Annotated in this window: 11 protein-coding genes; 6 read left to right on the plus strand and 5 right to left on the minus strand. The window is 62.7% G+C overall.

Annotation, left to right across the window (positions count from 1 at the left end):
- Nucleotides 1-2: 2 nt before the first annotated feature.
- The 3 genes from P0D89_RS27405 to P0D89_RS27415 form a co-directional block, all read right to left on the minus strand.
- Complete coding sequence (locus tag P0D89_RS27405) at nt 3-944, minus strand: phosphate acetyltransferase (protein ID WP_408362656.1); 942 nt, start codon at nt 942-944, stop codon at nt 3-5.
- A gap of 59 nt (nt 945-1003) precedes the next feature.
- Nucleotides 1004-3277 carry a DUF3141 domain-containing protein gene (locus tag P0D89_RS27410; RefSeq protein ID WP_408377496.1) on the minus strand — a complete coding sequence of 758 codons (2274 nt, stop codon included), beginning with the start codon at nt 3275-3277 and terminating at the stop codon, nt 1004-1006.
- 321 nt (nt 3278-3598) lie between these two features.
- The gene (locus tag P0D89_RS27415; RefSeq protein WP_408362657.1) at nt 3599-4522 is read right to left on the minus strand and encodes a LysR family transcriptional regulator; all 924 of its coding nucleotides are present in this window, start codon (nt 4520-4522) and stop codon (nt 3599-3601) included.
- Nucleotides 4523-4637: 115 nt separating this feature from the next.
- On the opposite strand from P0D89_RS27415, the gene P0D89_RS27420 reads away from it, so the two are divergent.
- From P0D89_RS27420 to P0D89_RS27430, 3 genes are all read left to right on the plus strand, one after another.
- Nucleotides 4638-5804 carry a mandelate racemase/muconate lactonizing enzyme family protein gene (locus P0D89_RS27420; RefSeq protein ID WP_408362658.1) on the plus strand — a complete coding sequence of 389 codons (1167 nt, stop codon included), beginning with the start codon at nt 4638-4640 and terminating at the stop codon, nt 5802-5804.
- A gap of 158 nt (nt 5805-5962) precedes the next feature.
- Entirely contained in the window at nt 5963-7324 is a 1362-nt protein-coding gene (gene dctA / locus P0D89_RS27425) for a C4-dicarboxylate transporter DctA (RefSeq protein ID WP_408362659.1), read from the plus strand.
- Between the two features lie 212 nt (nt 7325-7536).
- Nucleotides 7537-8304: a tetratricopeptide repeat protein gene (locus P0D89_RS27430; RefSeq protein WP_408362660.1), complete on the plus strand. Its 768-nt coding sequence runs from the start codon at nt 7537-7539 to the stop codon at nt 8302-8304.
- Between the two features lie 59 nt (nt 8305-8363).
- On the opposite strand, the gene P0D89_RS27435 is transcribed toward P0D89_RS27430, so the two are convergent.
- Nucleotides 8364-9269 (minus strand): LysR family transcriptional regulator, encoded by a 906-nt coding sequence (locus P0D89_RS27435; protein WP_408362661.1) that lies wholly within the window; start codon nt 9267-9269, stop codon nt 8364-8366.
- Nucleotides 9270-9367: 98 nt separating this feature from the next.
- On the opposite strand from P0D89_RS27435, the gene P0D89_RS27440 reads away from it, so the two are divergent.
- Genes P0D89_RS27440 through P0D89_RS27450 form a run of 3 tightly spaced genes read left to right on the plus strand, consistent with a single transcriptional unit; the run spans nt 9368 to nt 12369 of the window.
- On the plus strand, nt 9368-10672 hold the full coding sequence (locus P0D89_RS27440; RefSeq protein WP_408362662.1) for a CitMHS family transporter: 1305 nt from the start codon (nt 9368-9370) through the stop codon (nt 10670-10672).
- Between the two features lie 25 nt (nt 10673-10697).
- On the plus strand, nt 10698-12056 hold the full coding sequence (locus tag P0D89_RS27445) for an acyclic terpene utilization AtuA family protein (RefSeq protein ID WP_408362663.1): 1359 nt from the start codon (nt 10698-10700) through the stop codon (nt 12054-12056).
- A 1-nt stretch (nt 12057) separates the two neighbouring features.
- Complete coding sequence (locus P0D89_RS27450; protein WP_408362664.1) at nt 12058-12369, plus strand: AtuA-related protein; 312 nt, start codon at nt 12058-12060, stop codon at nt 12367-12369.
- 128 nt (nt 12370-12497) lie between these two features.
- Here P0D89_RS27450 and P0D89_RS27455 read toward each other — a convergent pair whose 3' ends face one another.
- A complete protein-coding gene (locus P0D89_RS27455) occupies nt 12498-13649 on the minus strand; it encodes a porin (RefSeq protein WP_408362665.1) in 1152 nt (383 codons plus the stop codon).
- Nucleotides 13650-13909 lie beyond the last annotated feature (260 nt).

Here is a 13909-nt window from a genome sequence, read left to right on the forward strand (position 1 = left end):
CCTCACGCGATGACCGCGGCAAGCTTCTCGCGCCGCGCAAGCGCGACCAGCGAAGCCACCGCGCAGGACGCGAGCCGCGTAATCACCGAGTCGGCGCGGCTCGTCAGAATGATCGGTACCTTCGCGCCGAGCACGATGCCCGCGGCATCCGCGCCCGCGAGAAACGACAGGCTCTTCGCCAGCACGTTGCCCGCTTCGAGGTCCGGAACCACAAGGATATTCGCTTGCCCCGCGACCAGCGACGCAATGCCTTTGATCTTCGCGGCCTCGAGGCTAATGGCGTTGTCGAGTGCGAGCGGCCCGTCGAGAATGCCCCCGGTGATCTGGTGCCGGTCCGCCATCTTGCACAGCGCGGCCGCGTCCAGGGTCGACGGTACTTTGGAGTTGATCGTTTCCATCGCCGACAGAATCGCGACGCGGGCCACCGGAAAGCGCAGCGCGTGCGCCAGGTCGATCGCGTTCTGCACGATGTCGCGCTTCTCGTCGAGCGTCGGCGAGATGTTGACGGCCGCATCGGTGATGATGAGCGCCTCCTCGTGGCCCGGCACATCCATCACGAAGCAATGGCTGACACGGCGCTCGGTGCGCAGACCCGTGGAGCGTGAGACCACTTCGGCCATCAGTTCGTCGGTGTGCAGCGAGCCCTTCATCAACGCCTGCGCCCGGCCTTCGTGCACCAGTTGCACGGCGGCAGCCGCGGCCGCATGGCTGTGCGGCACGTCGACGATGGGCAGGTCGCCAAGGTCGAGGTTGCCTTCCCGCGCCGCCGCCATGATCTTCGCGCGCGGCCCGACGAGGATTGGCGCAATCAGCCCGAGCCGGGCCGCCTCGATGACCGCCGACAGCGAATCGTGATCGACCGGATGCGCGACGGCGGTCGGCGTGGGCGGCAGCGTGGCCGCAAATGTAACGAGTCGCTCGTACTTCTCGCGGTGATGTTCCATATGCTAGACCCTCGACGGCTCACAACGTGGGTGGATGGGCAGACGTGCAGTGACGCGCGTTATTCGACCTTCTGATGAACCTCGTCACGCTGCGTCGTTTTCGCTTTCTCCGCGGATTTGAAAATCGCCAGCACGCGATCGAGATCGGCGCGTTCGTGCTCATCGAGGGGGAGCGTCGCGCAGAGCTTCTCCAGGTGGCGTGCGGCGGAGCGTACATCGGCCGGCGGCACGCCTTTCAGCAAGGCGGGCAGCGCGTCGATGGCGGCGTTGCTGTCGAAGCGCAGCAGCTTGGCCTGCTCGCGGACCACCTCCTTGAAAGCCAGAATTCCGCGATCGGATAGCGTGCCGAGCATCGCTCGCGCGAGATTGAAGCGCCGCTCGTCGGCTTCGCCGTGTGTGCGGCGCACGAACAGCAACGCGCGCATGCTCGCCTCGGCCAGGCCGCCCGCCGTCATCGCCGCGCGCAGGCGTTCGTGCTCGGCCGCGACCGACGCGTCGCGTTCTTCTGCCGCACCCGGCTGCGTCACTGCTGCGGTCTCTTCATTGCCAAGCGGGGCGGGAAGGCCAGCCATCGCCTGCAGCCACGGCGCGCCGTAAATGGTCTCGAACATCTGCTCGACCGCGGCATCGCGCATATCGCGGTAGTAATTGAGCGACGTTTCGATCGCGTTCGACATGACCGTCTGCATCTGCCAGAACGGATTGTCGGCGGCGACGCTCTTGCGCTCCTGCTTCACGTTCCCCGCCAGGTGGGCGACGCCCGACGCGAGCGGATTGCGGTCGGACCACCACTCATAGGGCACGCGCAGCGGGTGGGCCCGGCTTGTCAGATCGGCGGCCCACGGCGTCGCGCAAGCGTGCATCCACGGTTGCATGAAGCTGCGGTACAGGCCGAGATTGACGTTGGACACGTAAGCCGCCGTCGCGAAGCGACGGTCGCTTGCCGGGTCCGGCTGCACGATCGCGCGCACATCGTCGACGCTGCGCCGCGTGATGGCCAGCACGTGCTCGCCTCCGACCAGTTCCGCGTGAGGGGTGGCGGTGGTCTTGTTGCCCATCTGCGCTTCATACAGACCCGACGGGAGCAGATCGATCAGATCGACATTGCTGACGAACTCGCGATGCTCCTTACGTCCCGTGCTGCTGGACACAAAAATGCCGAGGTGTCCGATGCTGTCGTGCGTCGCATATACGATCGTCTGATCGTGGGCGCGCAGATCGGCGTCGTCGCGATACAGGTCGGTGATCCAGCCGAGCGCTTGTGGCGGCGGCGTGATGTTGTCGCCGTACGAGCAGAACACGACGATCGGCGAACGGATGTTGCGCAGATCGAGGCGAATCCCGTCCGATGTCACAATTTCGCCTTGAACGAGCCGGTTGCCGACGAACAGGTTATCGACGATGTACTGCATTTCGGCCGCGTTCAGAAACACGTGGCCGCCCCAGTACTTCTCGAAGCCCAGATAGCGCTGCGCCTCGGTGTCGATGTTCGCGTAGAGGTTGTACTGCTTGTCCCACAGCGTGTTGGCCGGGTTCATGTTCTCGAAGTTCTGCACCAGCCATGCACCGTCGAAGCGGCCGGCGCCGAGGTCGCCGGTGAGCGCGGTCAGCCACGAACCACCCAGCAGTCCGCCGGAATAGCGCATCGGATTCTTGCCGCGCCAGCCGGCCCAATACGACACCGGCGCGCCGGCGACGATGATCGGCCCGAACAGGTCGGGACGCATCGCGGCCGTCATCAGCACTTGCCAGCCGGCCTGGCAATTGCCGATCACGGCGGGCTTGCCGGGGCTGTCCGGATGTAATTCGATGACTTTTTCAAGGAACGTCGCTTCGGCGCGCATCACGTCTTCGACCGTCTGGCCCGGCACCGGGTCGGGCAGGAAGCCGACGAAATAGCACGTGTGTCCGGCGCGCAATGCGGCGCCGATCTCGCTATCGCGCTTGAATCCGCCGATGCCGGGTCCGTGCCCTGCGCGCGGATCGAACACGACGAATGGGCGCAGGCGGCCGGGATCGTGCGCGCTGACGGCGTCGCGGTCGGGCTTGAGGTCGTCGGGGGCGACGATGCGCACGAGACCATAGTTGACCGGCCGCGGCAACGTTCTTCCGTCGACGATCAGCTCGGCGCCGAAGTCGAGTACGTTCGGCGTGCGTTCGAGCAGGTGTGCCTGATACTGGTTGCCGCGTTCGCGCAGCACGTCGGCGAACAGTACGCCGCGTTGCCAGGCGTCGATGGAGTAGTCGACGGCGGCCTGCACGAACGGCAAGCCGTAGGGAACGGCGGGGGCGCTAAAGTCAGGCGAGGCGGGTAGCGGTTGTGACTGGGTCATGTTCGCTTCGAACTCCCTCAGATAGTCGGCCGGCCCTGAGGCATCCACGTTCGCGGTTTTACGCAGCTGGTGTGGAACTGGGCGAGACCTGGCGCGCCCTGTCAAAGGCGCGGTTTTCACCAGGATCAGCGATAAAACGGATTGCACGGCTACGCGGGTTGTCACATGCGTGACACGGAGTCGCAACCGCATGTGTTGCACCGCATCAACCAAACCAGTTTAGACGGTGAAGTTTCGACTGGCAAACCGGAAATAACCCGCAAATGCGCAGTGCGCGCGCAACGCCGGCTCGCGCGGCGCGCATGGACCGACGCAGTCGCATTACGCGGAACCCGACGGCAGCGTATTCGCGTTGCGCTTGAAGCGATCCACGAGGAAGTCGATGAATGCCCGCGCGCGCGCCGATTGATTGCGTTTGTTCGGGTAGTAGACAAACAGGTCGGCTGATGGCTGCGCGAATTCCGGAAGAACGATCCGCAAGCGCCCGCTTTCCAGATACTTCGCGAGATCCCATTCCGATCGCACGAGAATGCCGTGACCGTCGAGCGCCCAGCCGAGCACGATGTCGCCGTCGTTGCTCGACAGCATGCCGTGCACCTTCACCGCGTGTGCGTCGCCGTTCTGGACGAGACGCCAGATGCCGTACGCGTCGTCGTTCTGACGATGAACGATGCACTGATGATCCGCCAGATCGGCAAGCGTTCGAGGCGTGCCGTGCAGTTCCAGATAGCGTGGCGACGCGCACAGGAAGCGGCGGTTCGACATCACCCGGCGCGCGTTGAGCCGTTTGTCCGGCAACTCGCCGAAACGGATCGCCAGGTCTACACCGCTTTCGACCAGATCAATTGGCCTGTCCGTAACGTCCAGTTGCACTTCGACGTGCGGGTAGCGCTTCGCGAACTCGGAGACGAGCGGTGCGATCGTGTTGCGCCCGAACCCCAGCGTCGCATTGATCCGCAGCAACCCTCTAGGCACCGACCGGCTGGATGAAACGACTTCCTCCATCTCCCGCACATCGTTCAGGATGCGCGTCGCGTACCCCAGATAGGTCTCGCCTTCGGCCGTCAGACTGATGCTGCGCGTCGTTCTGTTGACGAGCCGCACGTCCAGACGCGCCTCCAGTTGCGCGAGCCTTTTGGTGGCGGCCGGCGGGGTGATGTCCATGTCGCGCGCGACGGCGGACAGGTTGCCGTGCCGCGCAAGCAGGACAAAAAATTCCAGCTGGGACGACAGATCGTTTTTCACCTTGAGTTAATAAAGAAGTGACTTTAGGTGAATCATAACGCCGGCCTTCGCGAATAACCTACGCACTCCCACAGCCCGTTGCTTCGACAACCGGCCGTACTACACGGAGACATCCATGAGAATCGTTGAAATCCGCGAAAAGACCGTTCCGATCAGTTCCCCGATCCGCAATGCCTACATCGACTTCAGCAAGATGACGCTGAGTCTCGTCGCTGTGGTGACGGACGTGATACGCGACGGGCAACCGGTCATCGGTTACGGCTTCAATTCCAACGGGCGCTACGGTCAGGGCAAGCTGATGCGCGAGCGCTTCATTCCACGCATCCTCGAAGCCGATCCCTCGACGCTCGTCAATTCGAAAGGGGACAATCTCGACCCGCACAAGATCTGGGCGACGATGTTCATGAACGAAAAGCCGGGCGGTCACGGCGAGCGCTCGGTAGCGATCGGCACGATGGACATGGCGATCTGGGATGCGGTCGCGAAGATCGAAGGCAAGCCGCTGTTCCAGTTGCTGGCCGATCGCTATGGCAACGGCCAGCCCGAGCGCAAGGTTTTCGTCTATGCGGCGGGTGGCTATTACTACCCGGGCCAGGATCACAGCAAGCTGAAAGACGAAATGCGCAGCTATATCGATCGCGGTTATACGGTCGTGAAGAAGAAGATCGGCGGCGCGTCGCTCGACGAAGACCTGCGCCGCATCGACTCGATACTGAGCGTGCTCGGCGACGGACAGAGACTTGCCGTCGACGCGAACGGCCGCTTCGATCTCGACACGGCCATCCAGTACGCAAAGGCGCTGTCGCAATACGACCTGTTCTGGTACGAGGAGCCGGGCGACCCGCTCGACTTCGAACTGCAGGCGATCCTGCGCAACTACTACGACAAGCCGATGGCCACCGGCGAGAACCTGTTCTCGATGCAGGACGCCCGTAACCTGATCCGCTACGGCGGGATGCGCCCGGATCGCGACTGGCTGCAATTCGACTGCGCGTTGAGCTACGGCCTCGTCGAGTATCTGCGCACGCTCGACATGCTGCATCAGCATGGCTGGTCGCCGAGCCGCTGCATTCCTCACGGCGGGCATCAGATGTCGCTGAACATCGCAGCCGGCCTGGGTCTGGGCGGCAACGAATCGTATCCGGATCTGTTCCAGCCATATGGCGGCTTTCCGGACGGCGTGAAAGTGGACAACGGCTATATCACCATGCCCGACTTGCCGGGCATCGGCTTCGAAGGAAAAGCCGATCTGATTGCCGAGATGCGGAAGTTGTCCGCTTAAGCGGCCGGCACCCACGCGCCGATCCGACGAATCGGCGCAGCGTTAAAACAATAAAGAAAAACGCAGGCGAGATCCGGCCGTACTCGCGGCGGCGTGATGCGCTGCCGCGAGCGACTGGTCCGGACTTCAATGGAAGACGCCACGCATAGGAGACAGACATGCGGGTTGCAAAGATCGGAAAATATCTCACCAGACTCTATGTGCAGGTTCTAATCGGTATCGTGGCCGGCATTCTTGTCGGACACTTTTACCCGGATATCGGTTCGCAACTCAAACCGCTCGGCGACCTGTTCATCAAACTGATCAGGATGCTGCTCGCGCCGATCATCTTCGCGTCGGTGGTGGTCGGCATTGCGCGGATGAACGACCTGCACGAGGCGGGTCGAGTGGGCGTCAAGGCGGTGCTCTACTTCGAGGTCGCGTCGACGATCGCGCTGATGATCGGTCTCGCGATCGTGGACGTGATCCGGCCCGGCAGCGGCATGAACATCGACCCCGCGCATATCGACAGTTCGGCGATTGCCAGCTATACCCACGCCGCGCAGCAGCACGGCATGCTCGATTTCTTCATGAGCATCGTGCCGACCAGCATCGTCGGAGCGTTTGCGAACGGCGAGATTCTGCCCATCATTTTCTTTTCGGTTCTTCTCGCTATTTCCCTCGCCAAGCTCGGACCGCGCACCGCGCCGTTCGTCGATATGCTCGACATGTTCTTGCAGGGCATGTTCGGCGTGGTGCGTATCGTGATGTACGTCGCGCCGATCGGCGCATTCGGCGGCATGGCATTCACGATCGCGAGGTACGGCATCGGCACGCTGGCATCGTTCGGTCAACTGATGCTGTGCCTCTACCTGACTTCGATTTTCTTCGTGGTCGTGGTGCTTGGACTGGTGATGCGCATGTGCGGACTGTCCTTGTGGAAGTACCTTCGCTACATCAAGGACGAAATCTTCATTACGCTCGGCACCGCGTCGACCGAAGCTGTGTTGCCGCAAATGCTCATCAAGATGGAAAAGCTCGGCTGCTCGCGCCCGGTTGTCGGCATGGTATTGCCGACCGGCTACACCTTCAATGCCGATGGAACCGCGATCTACCTGACGATGGCCGCGATGTTCGTCGCGCAGGCGATGAACATTCACCTGACGATCTGGGACCAGTTGCTGCTGCTCGGGGTGTTGCTGCTCACGTCGAAAGGCTCGGCGGGCGTGGCCGGAGCAGGCTTCGTCGCGCTGGCCGCGACGCTCGCCAGCATGCACAAGATCCCTGTGTCGGGACTGGTGTTGCTGTTGGGCGTCGACCGCTTTCTGAACGAGGCCCGTGCGGTGACCAATCTGATCGGCAATGGCGTGGCGACCATCGTGGTCGCGCGTTGGGAAGGGGCGCTCGATATGAACCGGGCGCGCGCCGTGCTCAACCGGGAATCGGCTGGAGGAACCGACGCATCGAAGGCTGCTGATCAGGAAGCGCGGGAGCGGCCGGTCGCCGCGAAGGAACCGCTGATCCGCTCGGGCATGCATTGACTGGTGGAGGAACGGCCACTGTTTCCATGTGACTCACAGCAGGGCGCTTTGCCATAGCGTCCTGCTCCCGCGCGCGTATCCTCATGCGATGACTTGCACTAATCCGCCACGACCTTTTTCAATAGTTCTGTTCGCCTGTAATAAACTTGCTTATGAAGAAGCAGCGCGGCCGTGTCCACAAGCGCTCCCTAAGCCAAGACGGGTAAACAAACATGTCATATTTCGGAATCGGTCTTCACGTCATCATCGCAATCTGCTTTGCGGTGCACGCGGTACGTACTCAGCAGGGCCTCTATTGGCTGTTCATCCTGTTTGTTTTTCCGATGCTGGGTAGCGTGGTGTATTTATTCGCCGTCTACCTGCCGAGCCTGCGTCAATCGCGCGGCGCACGCGCAGCCACGCAGGCCATCACTCAGTTCGTCGACCCCAATCGCGCCGTGCGCGAGGCGCGCGCTGAATTCGACCGCGCACCCACCGTTCAGCACCGTATGCGGCTCGGTGAAGCGTTGCTCGCGGCCGGTAATGCCGGCGAAGCACTCGAACACTATCAGGCTGCCGCGAACGGCCCGTTTGCGAACGACCCCGCGTTGCTGCTCGGCCTGGGGCGCGCGCAGTTTGCGATGGGCGACCCCGCGGCCGCCGACGCGACCTTGACGAAACTCTTCGCGGCTCACCCGCAGGCCCGCAATCAAGGTGAACCGGCGCTGCTGTATGCACGCACGCTTGCCGCGCTAGGAGCCCCTGGCGCGCGCGCGGCGTTCGAGCAGTCGTTGACCTGCGCGAGTGACGTGGCCCCGCGCTGTCTGTTCGCGGACTGGCTGGCCGCGCAAACCGATGCGGCGGATCGCAAGCGGGCCGACGACCTGTACAAGGAAATCGTTCAGGACGCCAAGCACTGGCCGCGCCACGCAAGGGACCATAACCGCGAATGGCTGCAACGCGCGCAGGCAGCGCTGGCGACGGGGTCGGCGCATCGATGAAAGAGGGTTATGCCGGTTGAAGGCGCGCGCGGCTTGTTCGAGCCGCCGCTGCGACTTTTCTACCGAACGCGCCGCGGCACGCCGATTTTTTTCTTCATCGCCGCGACGAACTTTTCAGTCACCGCCGGCAAAGTGCGCCTACGCTTTTTGATCAGCGTAATGGGACGTTCGAACGCCCGATCTCCGATCGGGCGCGCGACCAGCCCTGGTTCCGCGAGAACTTCGCGAGCCGAGCCAGGCAGAATCGTCACGCCCAGCCCGCCGCGAACCATTGCGACCGCGGTCATCATGTACGTCGGCTCGCACGCGATGTCGGGCGTATAGCCGCTGCTTGCAAACGCGGCGTCGACCACGGCCCTCACGCTCGTACCCTGCGCGGTCAATACCAGCGGCACGCTGGCAAGGTTTTCGAGCTTGACGTGCCGCCCGCGCGCCAACCGGTGCTCCTTCGGGCATACGACAACGAGGCGATCGACACCGGCGTGCAAAACTTCAAAATCCGTATCGGACAGATCGCCGCCCGTCAGCCCGATGTCGACTTCCTCGCTGCGCACTAAGGTATTCACCATATCCGCGACGACATCGCGAATGTAAAAGCGCGCGCGCGGCACCTCGTTCTTCAGATCCTGGATCAACTCGGGCAACACGCTCGCGGCGAATGTCGGCAGGCACGCGACTCTCACTGTACCGCTCGTGCCGTCGCCGAGCGCCCGCGCGTCGCTCAATACGTGCTCCATGTCGTGAAGCGACTTTTGCAACGCGGGCAACAGCTCCCGGCCCGCGGGCGTCAACGCGACGTTCCTGCTGTTGCGGTCCAGCAGCCGCACGCCGACCGTCTGCTCCAGACGGCGAATCTGCACGGTCAACGCGGGCTGCGAGACATTCAGGCGGGTCGCCGCGCGCGTGAAGCTGGCCGCGTGGGCCACGGCGATGAAAGCGCGAATATCGCGGAAGGTCAGATCCATTATGTTTTCTGATTGTTGCGATCAAATCATTTCAATTGATTTATTGTAGGCGTGAAATTACGCTGGGTCACATTAAAAAACAGATTGGAGACAAGCTCATGCTTCCATTGTTGGGGCTGGCCACCATCGTTGTCCTGCTCGGGGCGATCCTTTCGAAACGCATGTCGCCGCTCGTCGCGCTCATCATCGTGCCGATCGCGGCTTCGCTGGTTGGCGGCTTCGGGTTTCAGACCAGCAAGTTCGTAATCGACGGGCTGAAGAGTCTCGCGCCGGTCGTCGGCATGTTCGTGTTCGCGATCCTGTACTTTGGAACCATCACCGAAGCGGGCACGCTGGACCCGATCATCGACCGGATACTGCGGGCCGTCGGCACGATGCCGACGCGCATCGTGATGGGCACGACGCTGCTCGCGCTATTGATTCATCTGGACGGCTCGGGCGCGGTGTGCTTTCTGGTGACGATCCCCGCGATGTTGCCGCTCTACGATCGCTTGAAAATGGATCGGCGCGTACTGGCCGCCGCGGTGTCGATGGCGGCGGGCATCAACTTTCTGCCGTGGACCGGGCCGATGATCCGCGCGTCGGCGTCGCTGCATCTTCCTGTCTCCGCGCTGTTCAATCCGCTGATTCCCGTGCAGATCGTCGGACTGGTCTTTGTGTTCGGCATGGCATTCTGGCTCGGCCGGCGCGAGGAGAAGCGCCTCGGGTACTTCGGCACGGACGGCGCGGTGCCGATGCCCAGGCGTGAACTCACCGCTGAAGAACAGGCCCTGCGCCGGCCGAAGAACTTCTGGTTCAACATCGTCCTGACCGTGGTGGTGCTCGGCACGATGGTCGTGTTGGGTGAGAAGGTCCCGCCGGCGATCATGTTCATGGTGGGGTTGTGCATCGCGTTGATGGTGAACTATCCGAACGTGGACACGCAGCGCAAGCGAATCGATGCACATGCGCGCGCCGCGCTGATGATGGCCGGCATTCTTCTCGCAGCGGGCGTTTTCACCGGCATCATGCAGGGCAGCGGCATGCTCAAGGCGATGGCGCAGGCCGCCGTCGGCTTCGTGCCTCAGGCAATGGCGAGCCACATCCCCATCGCGCTCGGTCTCGTTTCGATGCCGCTGAGCATGCTGTTCGACCCCGATTCGTTTTACTTCGGCGTGCTGCCCGTGGTGGCCGAAGTCGCGGGACAACTCGGTGTGCCGGCGGTGCACGTCGGTCAGGCCGCCTTGCTGGGCCAGATGACTACGGGTTTTCCGGTGAGCCCGCTCACGCCCGCGACGTTTCTCGTCGTCGGCCTGTGTGGCATTGATCTCGCCGACCACCAGAAATTCACGTTCCCGCTGCTGTTCGGCGCGTCGATCGTCATGACGATCGCGTGCGTCGTGCTCGGCGTCTTTCCTCTGTGAAGCTTTTTCGACAGGCGGTATCCGTATGACGACAACTCAACCCCAACGCCGCGTGCGCATCGGCGCAGGCGCGGGTTATTCCGGCGACCGGATCGAGCCCGCGGTCGAACTGGCCGAATACGGCGCGCTCGACTATCTAGTGTTCGAATGTCTTGCCGAGCGCACGATCGCGCTCGCGCAGCAGAGCCGGCGCAAAGACCCGGCGCTTGGCTACGATCCGCTGCTGGAGGCGCGCATGAAAGCGGTGCTGCCGGTCGCAGCGCGTCACGGCGTGCGCATCATTTCCAACATGGGCGCGGCCAACCCGAGAGCGGCCGCGCAGAAGACCGCCGAGATCGCGCGCGAACTCGGACTCGACGGTCTGAAAATAGCCGCCGTCACCGGCGATGACGTGCTCGACATCGTGCAGCGAGGCAATTTCCATTTCGAGGAATCGGGAGAAAGCGTCGCTTCGTTCAATGACCGCATCGTGTCGGCCAATGCCTATCTGGGCGCCGCGCCGATTGTCGCCGCGCTCGCGGCCGGCGCGGATATCGTGTTGACGGGGCGTGTGGCGGATCCGTCGCTTTTCACGGCGCCGCTGATCCATGAGTTCAGCTGGAAAATGGACGACTGGAACACGCTAGGTCAAGCGACCGTGGTCGGGCATCTGCTCGAATGCGCGGGCCAGGTCACGGGGGGCTATTTCGCCGACCCAGGCTTCAAGCATGTGCAGAAGCTCGCGCGCCTCGGATTTCCGATCGGCGAAGTCGGCGAGGACGGTTCCGTCATCGTGACGAAAGTGGCGCATGCGGGCGGCCGCGTGACCGAGGCGACCTGCAAGGAGCAACTGATCTACGAGATTCATGACCCGGCCAGGTATTTGCAACCCGATGTCGTCGCTGACTTCACCGGTGTTCGTGTGACCGAGGAAGCGCCGGATCGCGTCCGTGTGAGCGGGGGGCGCGGCACGCCGCGGACCGATACGCTCAAGGTGTCGGTGGCTTATGTCGATGGCTATATCGGGGAAGGGCAGATATCGTATGGGGGTCCCGGCGCGGTCGAAAGAGGCCGGCTGGCACTCGATGTCGTCAGGGAAAGGTTGCGACTCACCGGCGTCGACACGAGCGAGCTGCGCTTCGATCTGATCGGCGTGAACGCTTTGCACGGCGACGCTTTGGGCGCCTGCGATGCGCAGCCGTATGAAGTGCGCGCACGCGTGGCCGGACGGACGGCGTCGGCGGCGGAAGCCGTGAGAATTGGCAACGAAGTCGAAACGCTCTATACGAACGGTCCGGCCGGAGGCGGGGGCGTCACCAGGCTGACGCGAGAAGTGCTTGCGGTTCAATCCGTGCTGCTACCGCGCGTCGACGTCAATCCGGCATTCGAGTTTGTGGAGGCATGAGATGAAACTGCGAGAGCTGGCCCATTCCAGAACTGGCGACAAGGGCAATACGCTGAACGTGTCGGTCATTTGTTATGACCCGCGTCACTACGAGCATCTGCGGCGCGAGTTATCCGCGGACCGCGTGAAGTTGCATTTGCGTGAGGTCGTGCGTGGCGATGTCGTTCGCTACGAACTTCCGCATCTTGCGGCATTCAACTTTGTCCTTGGCGATGCGCTTGGCGGCGGTGTCACGCGTTCGCTCGCCCTCGATGCGCATGGCAAGTCTTTGAGTTCGGCGCTGATGAGTCTGGAGATTGTCGACTTGCCTTAGCGGGAGTCGATATGCAACATGCCGTCGGCGTGAAAGCGGACGGCATGTTGTCAGTGCTGCTGTGTCAGTGCTGGCGTAATGGGTCGCTCACAATTGAGCGTGGTCCGCTGACGCCAGCAACTCAAGCATCAGAAGCGATGACGAATGCCGACGCGAAATGCCAACTGGTCGTCCGCGCCCACACCCGACGGGCCGAAGAAGCTCGTGCTGGAGCCGATCTGAGCCTGCACGTCCTGTGTACCGTTGCGACCCGAAGCCGCCTGGTAAATACCCAGCGCGTAAACGTCCGTACGCTTGCTCAACGAGTAGTCGACGCTCAGGTTGCCCTGATTCCAATGCCCGCTGTTGGCATTGCTCAAATGCATGTACGTATAACCCGCACCGACCGTGAGCGCGGCGTTGAACGCGTATTTCGCGCCTGCGTCATAGGCGGTGAACGTGGTTGCCGAACTCGTCACCGTTTCGAAACGCGTGTTGGTGTAGAGCGCCCACAGCGTCGCCGCGCCGATCACGTACCGGCCGCCCACGCCGAACGTGCGCAGGTCGCGCACATTGCCCATCGACACGTTCGCGATCGTGGTCGAGAAAGCCGGGATCGCCTGGCTCGGGTAACGGATGTCCGTGTACGCCGCGCCGACGCTGATCGGGCCATTCGCGTAGTTGGCGCCGAAGCTGTAAGCACGCGACGAACCCGCGACCGTGCCGTTTGCCGGTGCGCCCGCGAAAGCGCCTGCCTGGTTGGAGAAGCCATACAACGCGCCGAACGTGAAACCGGCGAAGTTCGCGCTGCTGAATTTGACGGCGTTGTTGATCCGGCTCGAGGTCAGCTGATCGACATCGTTGATGTGGTAGGCGTAGTTGCCTGCAACGGTCTGGCTACCCGTGGAGTAGGTGCCGCCCAGATAGTCGGTCGAGAACGAGTACTGACGCCCGAAGGTCAGCGAGCCGATACCGTTTTGCGACAGACCGACGAACGCCTGACGACCGAACATCGCACCGCCCTGGCCGAGCGTGCCGCTGCCGCTGTTAAAGCCGCTTTCGAGCACGAACAGCGCCTTCAGGCCACCGCCGAGCTCTTCGCTGCCGCGCAGGCCCCAACGGCTACCCGAAGCAACGCCGTCGTCGTACTTGACGAGGGAACCGTTACCCGTGCCGGCACGCGCATTGTTCACATAGCTGATACCGGCGTCGATCAAGCCATAGAGGGTGACACTGCTCTGAGCTTGAGCGCCGAGCGACACGCCGCCGAGGACTGCGGTTGCGAGGATGGCCTTTTTCATTTTTCCTTCTTCTTTTGCGATGGATGCGTGGCGCGTGTTGACATGCGCGGCGGCAACCAGGGTTGACAAATAGCGTTGACAAGCAGGGCACGCATGAACCGAGCGCCCACGACCAAGCCGCACGAGAACGCGCATGGATGATGTCGGTGTCGGGGAGATGCGAGTGAACGGGGGCGAAACGAAAACCGGCTAGTGCGCAGTTGAACGTATTGCTCCGTTATATCTTTAATAATATAACGGTATGTTATCTTTCCGTAAAC

Source organism: Paraburkholderia sp. RL18-085-BIA-A, from assembly GCF_046027075.1.
Lineage (GTDB): Bacteria > Pseudomonadota > Gammaproteobacteria > Burkholderiales > Burkholderiaceae > Paraburkholderia.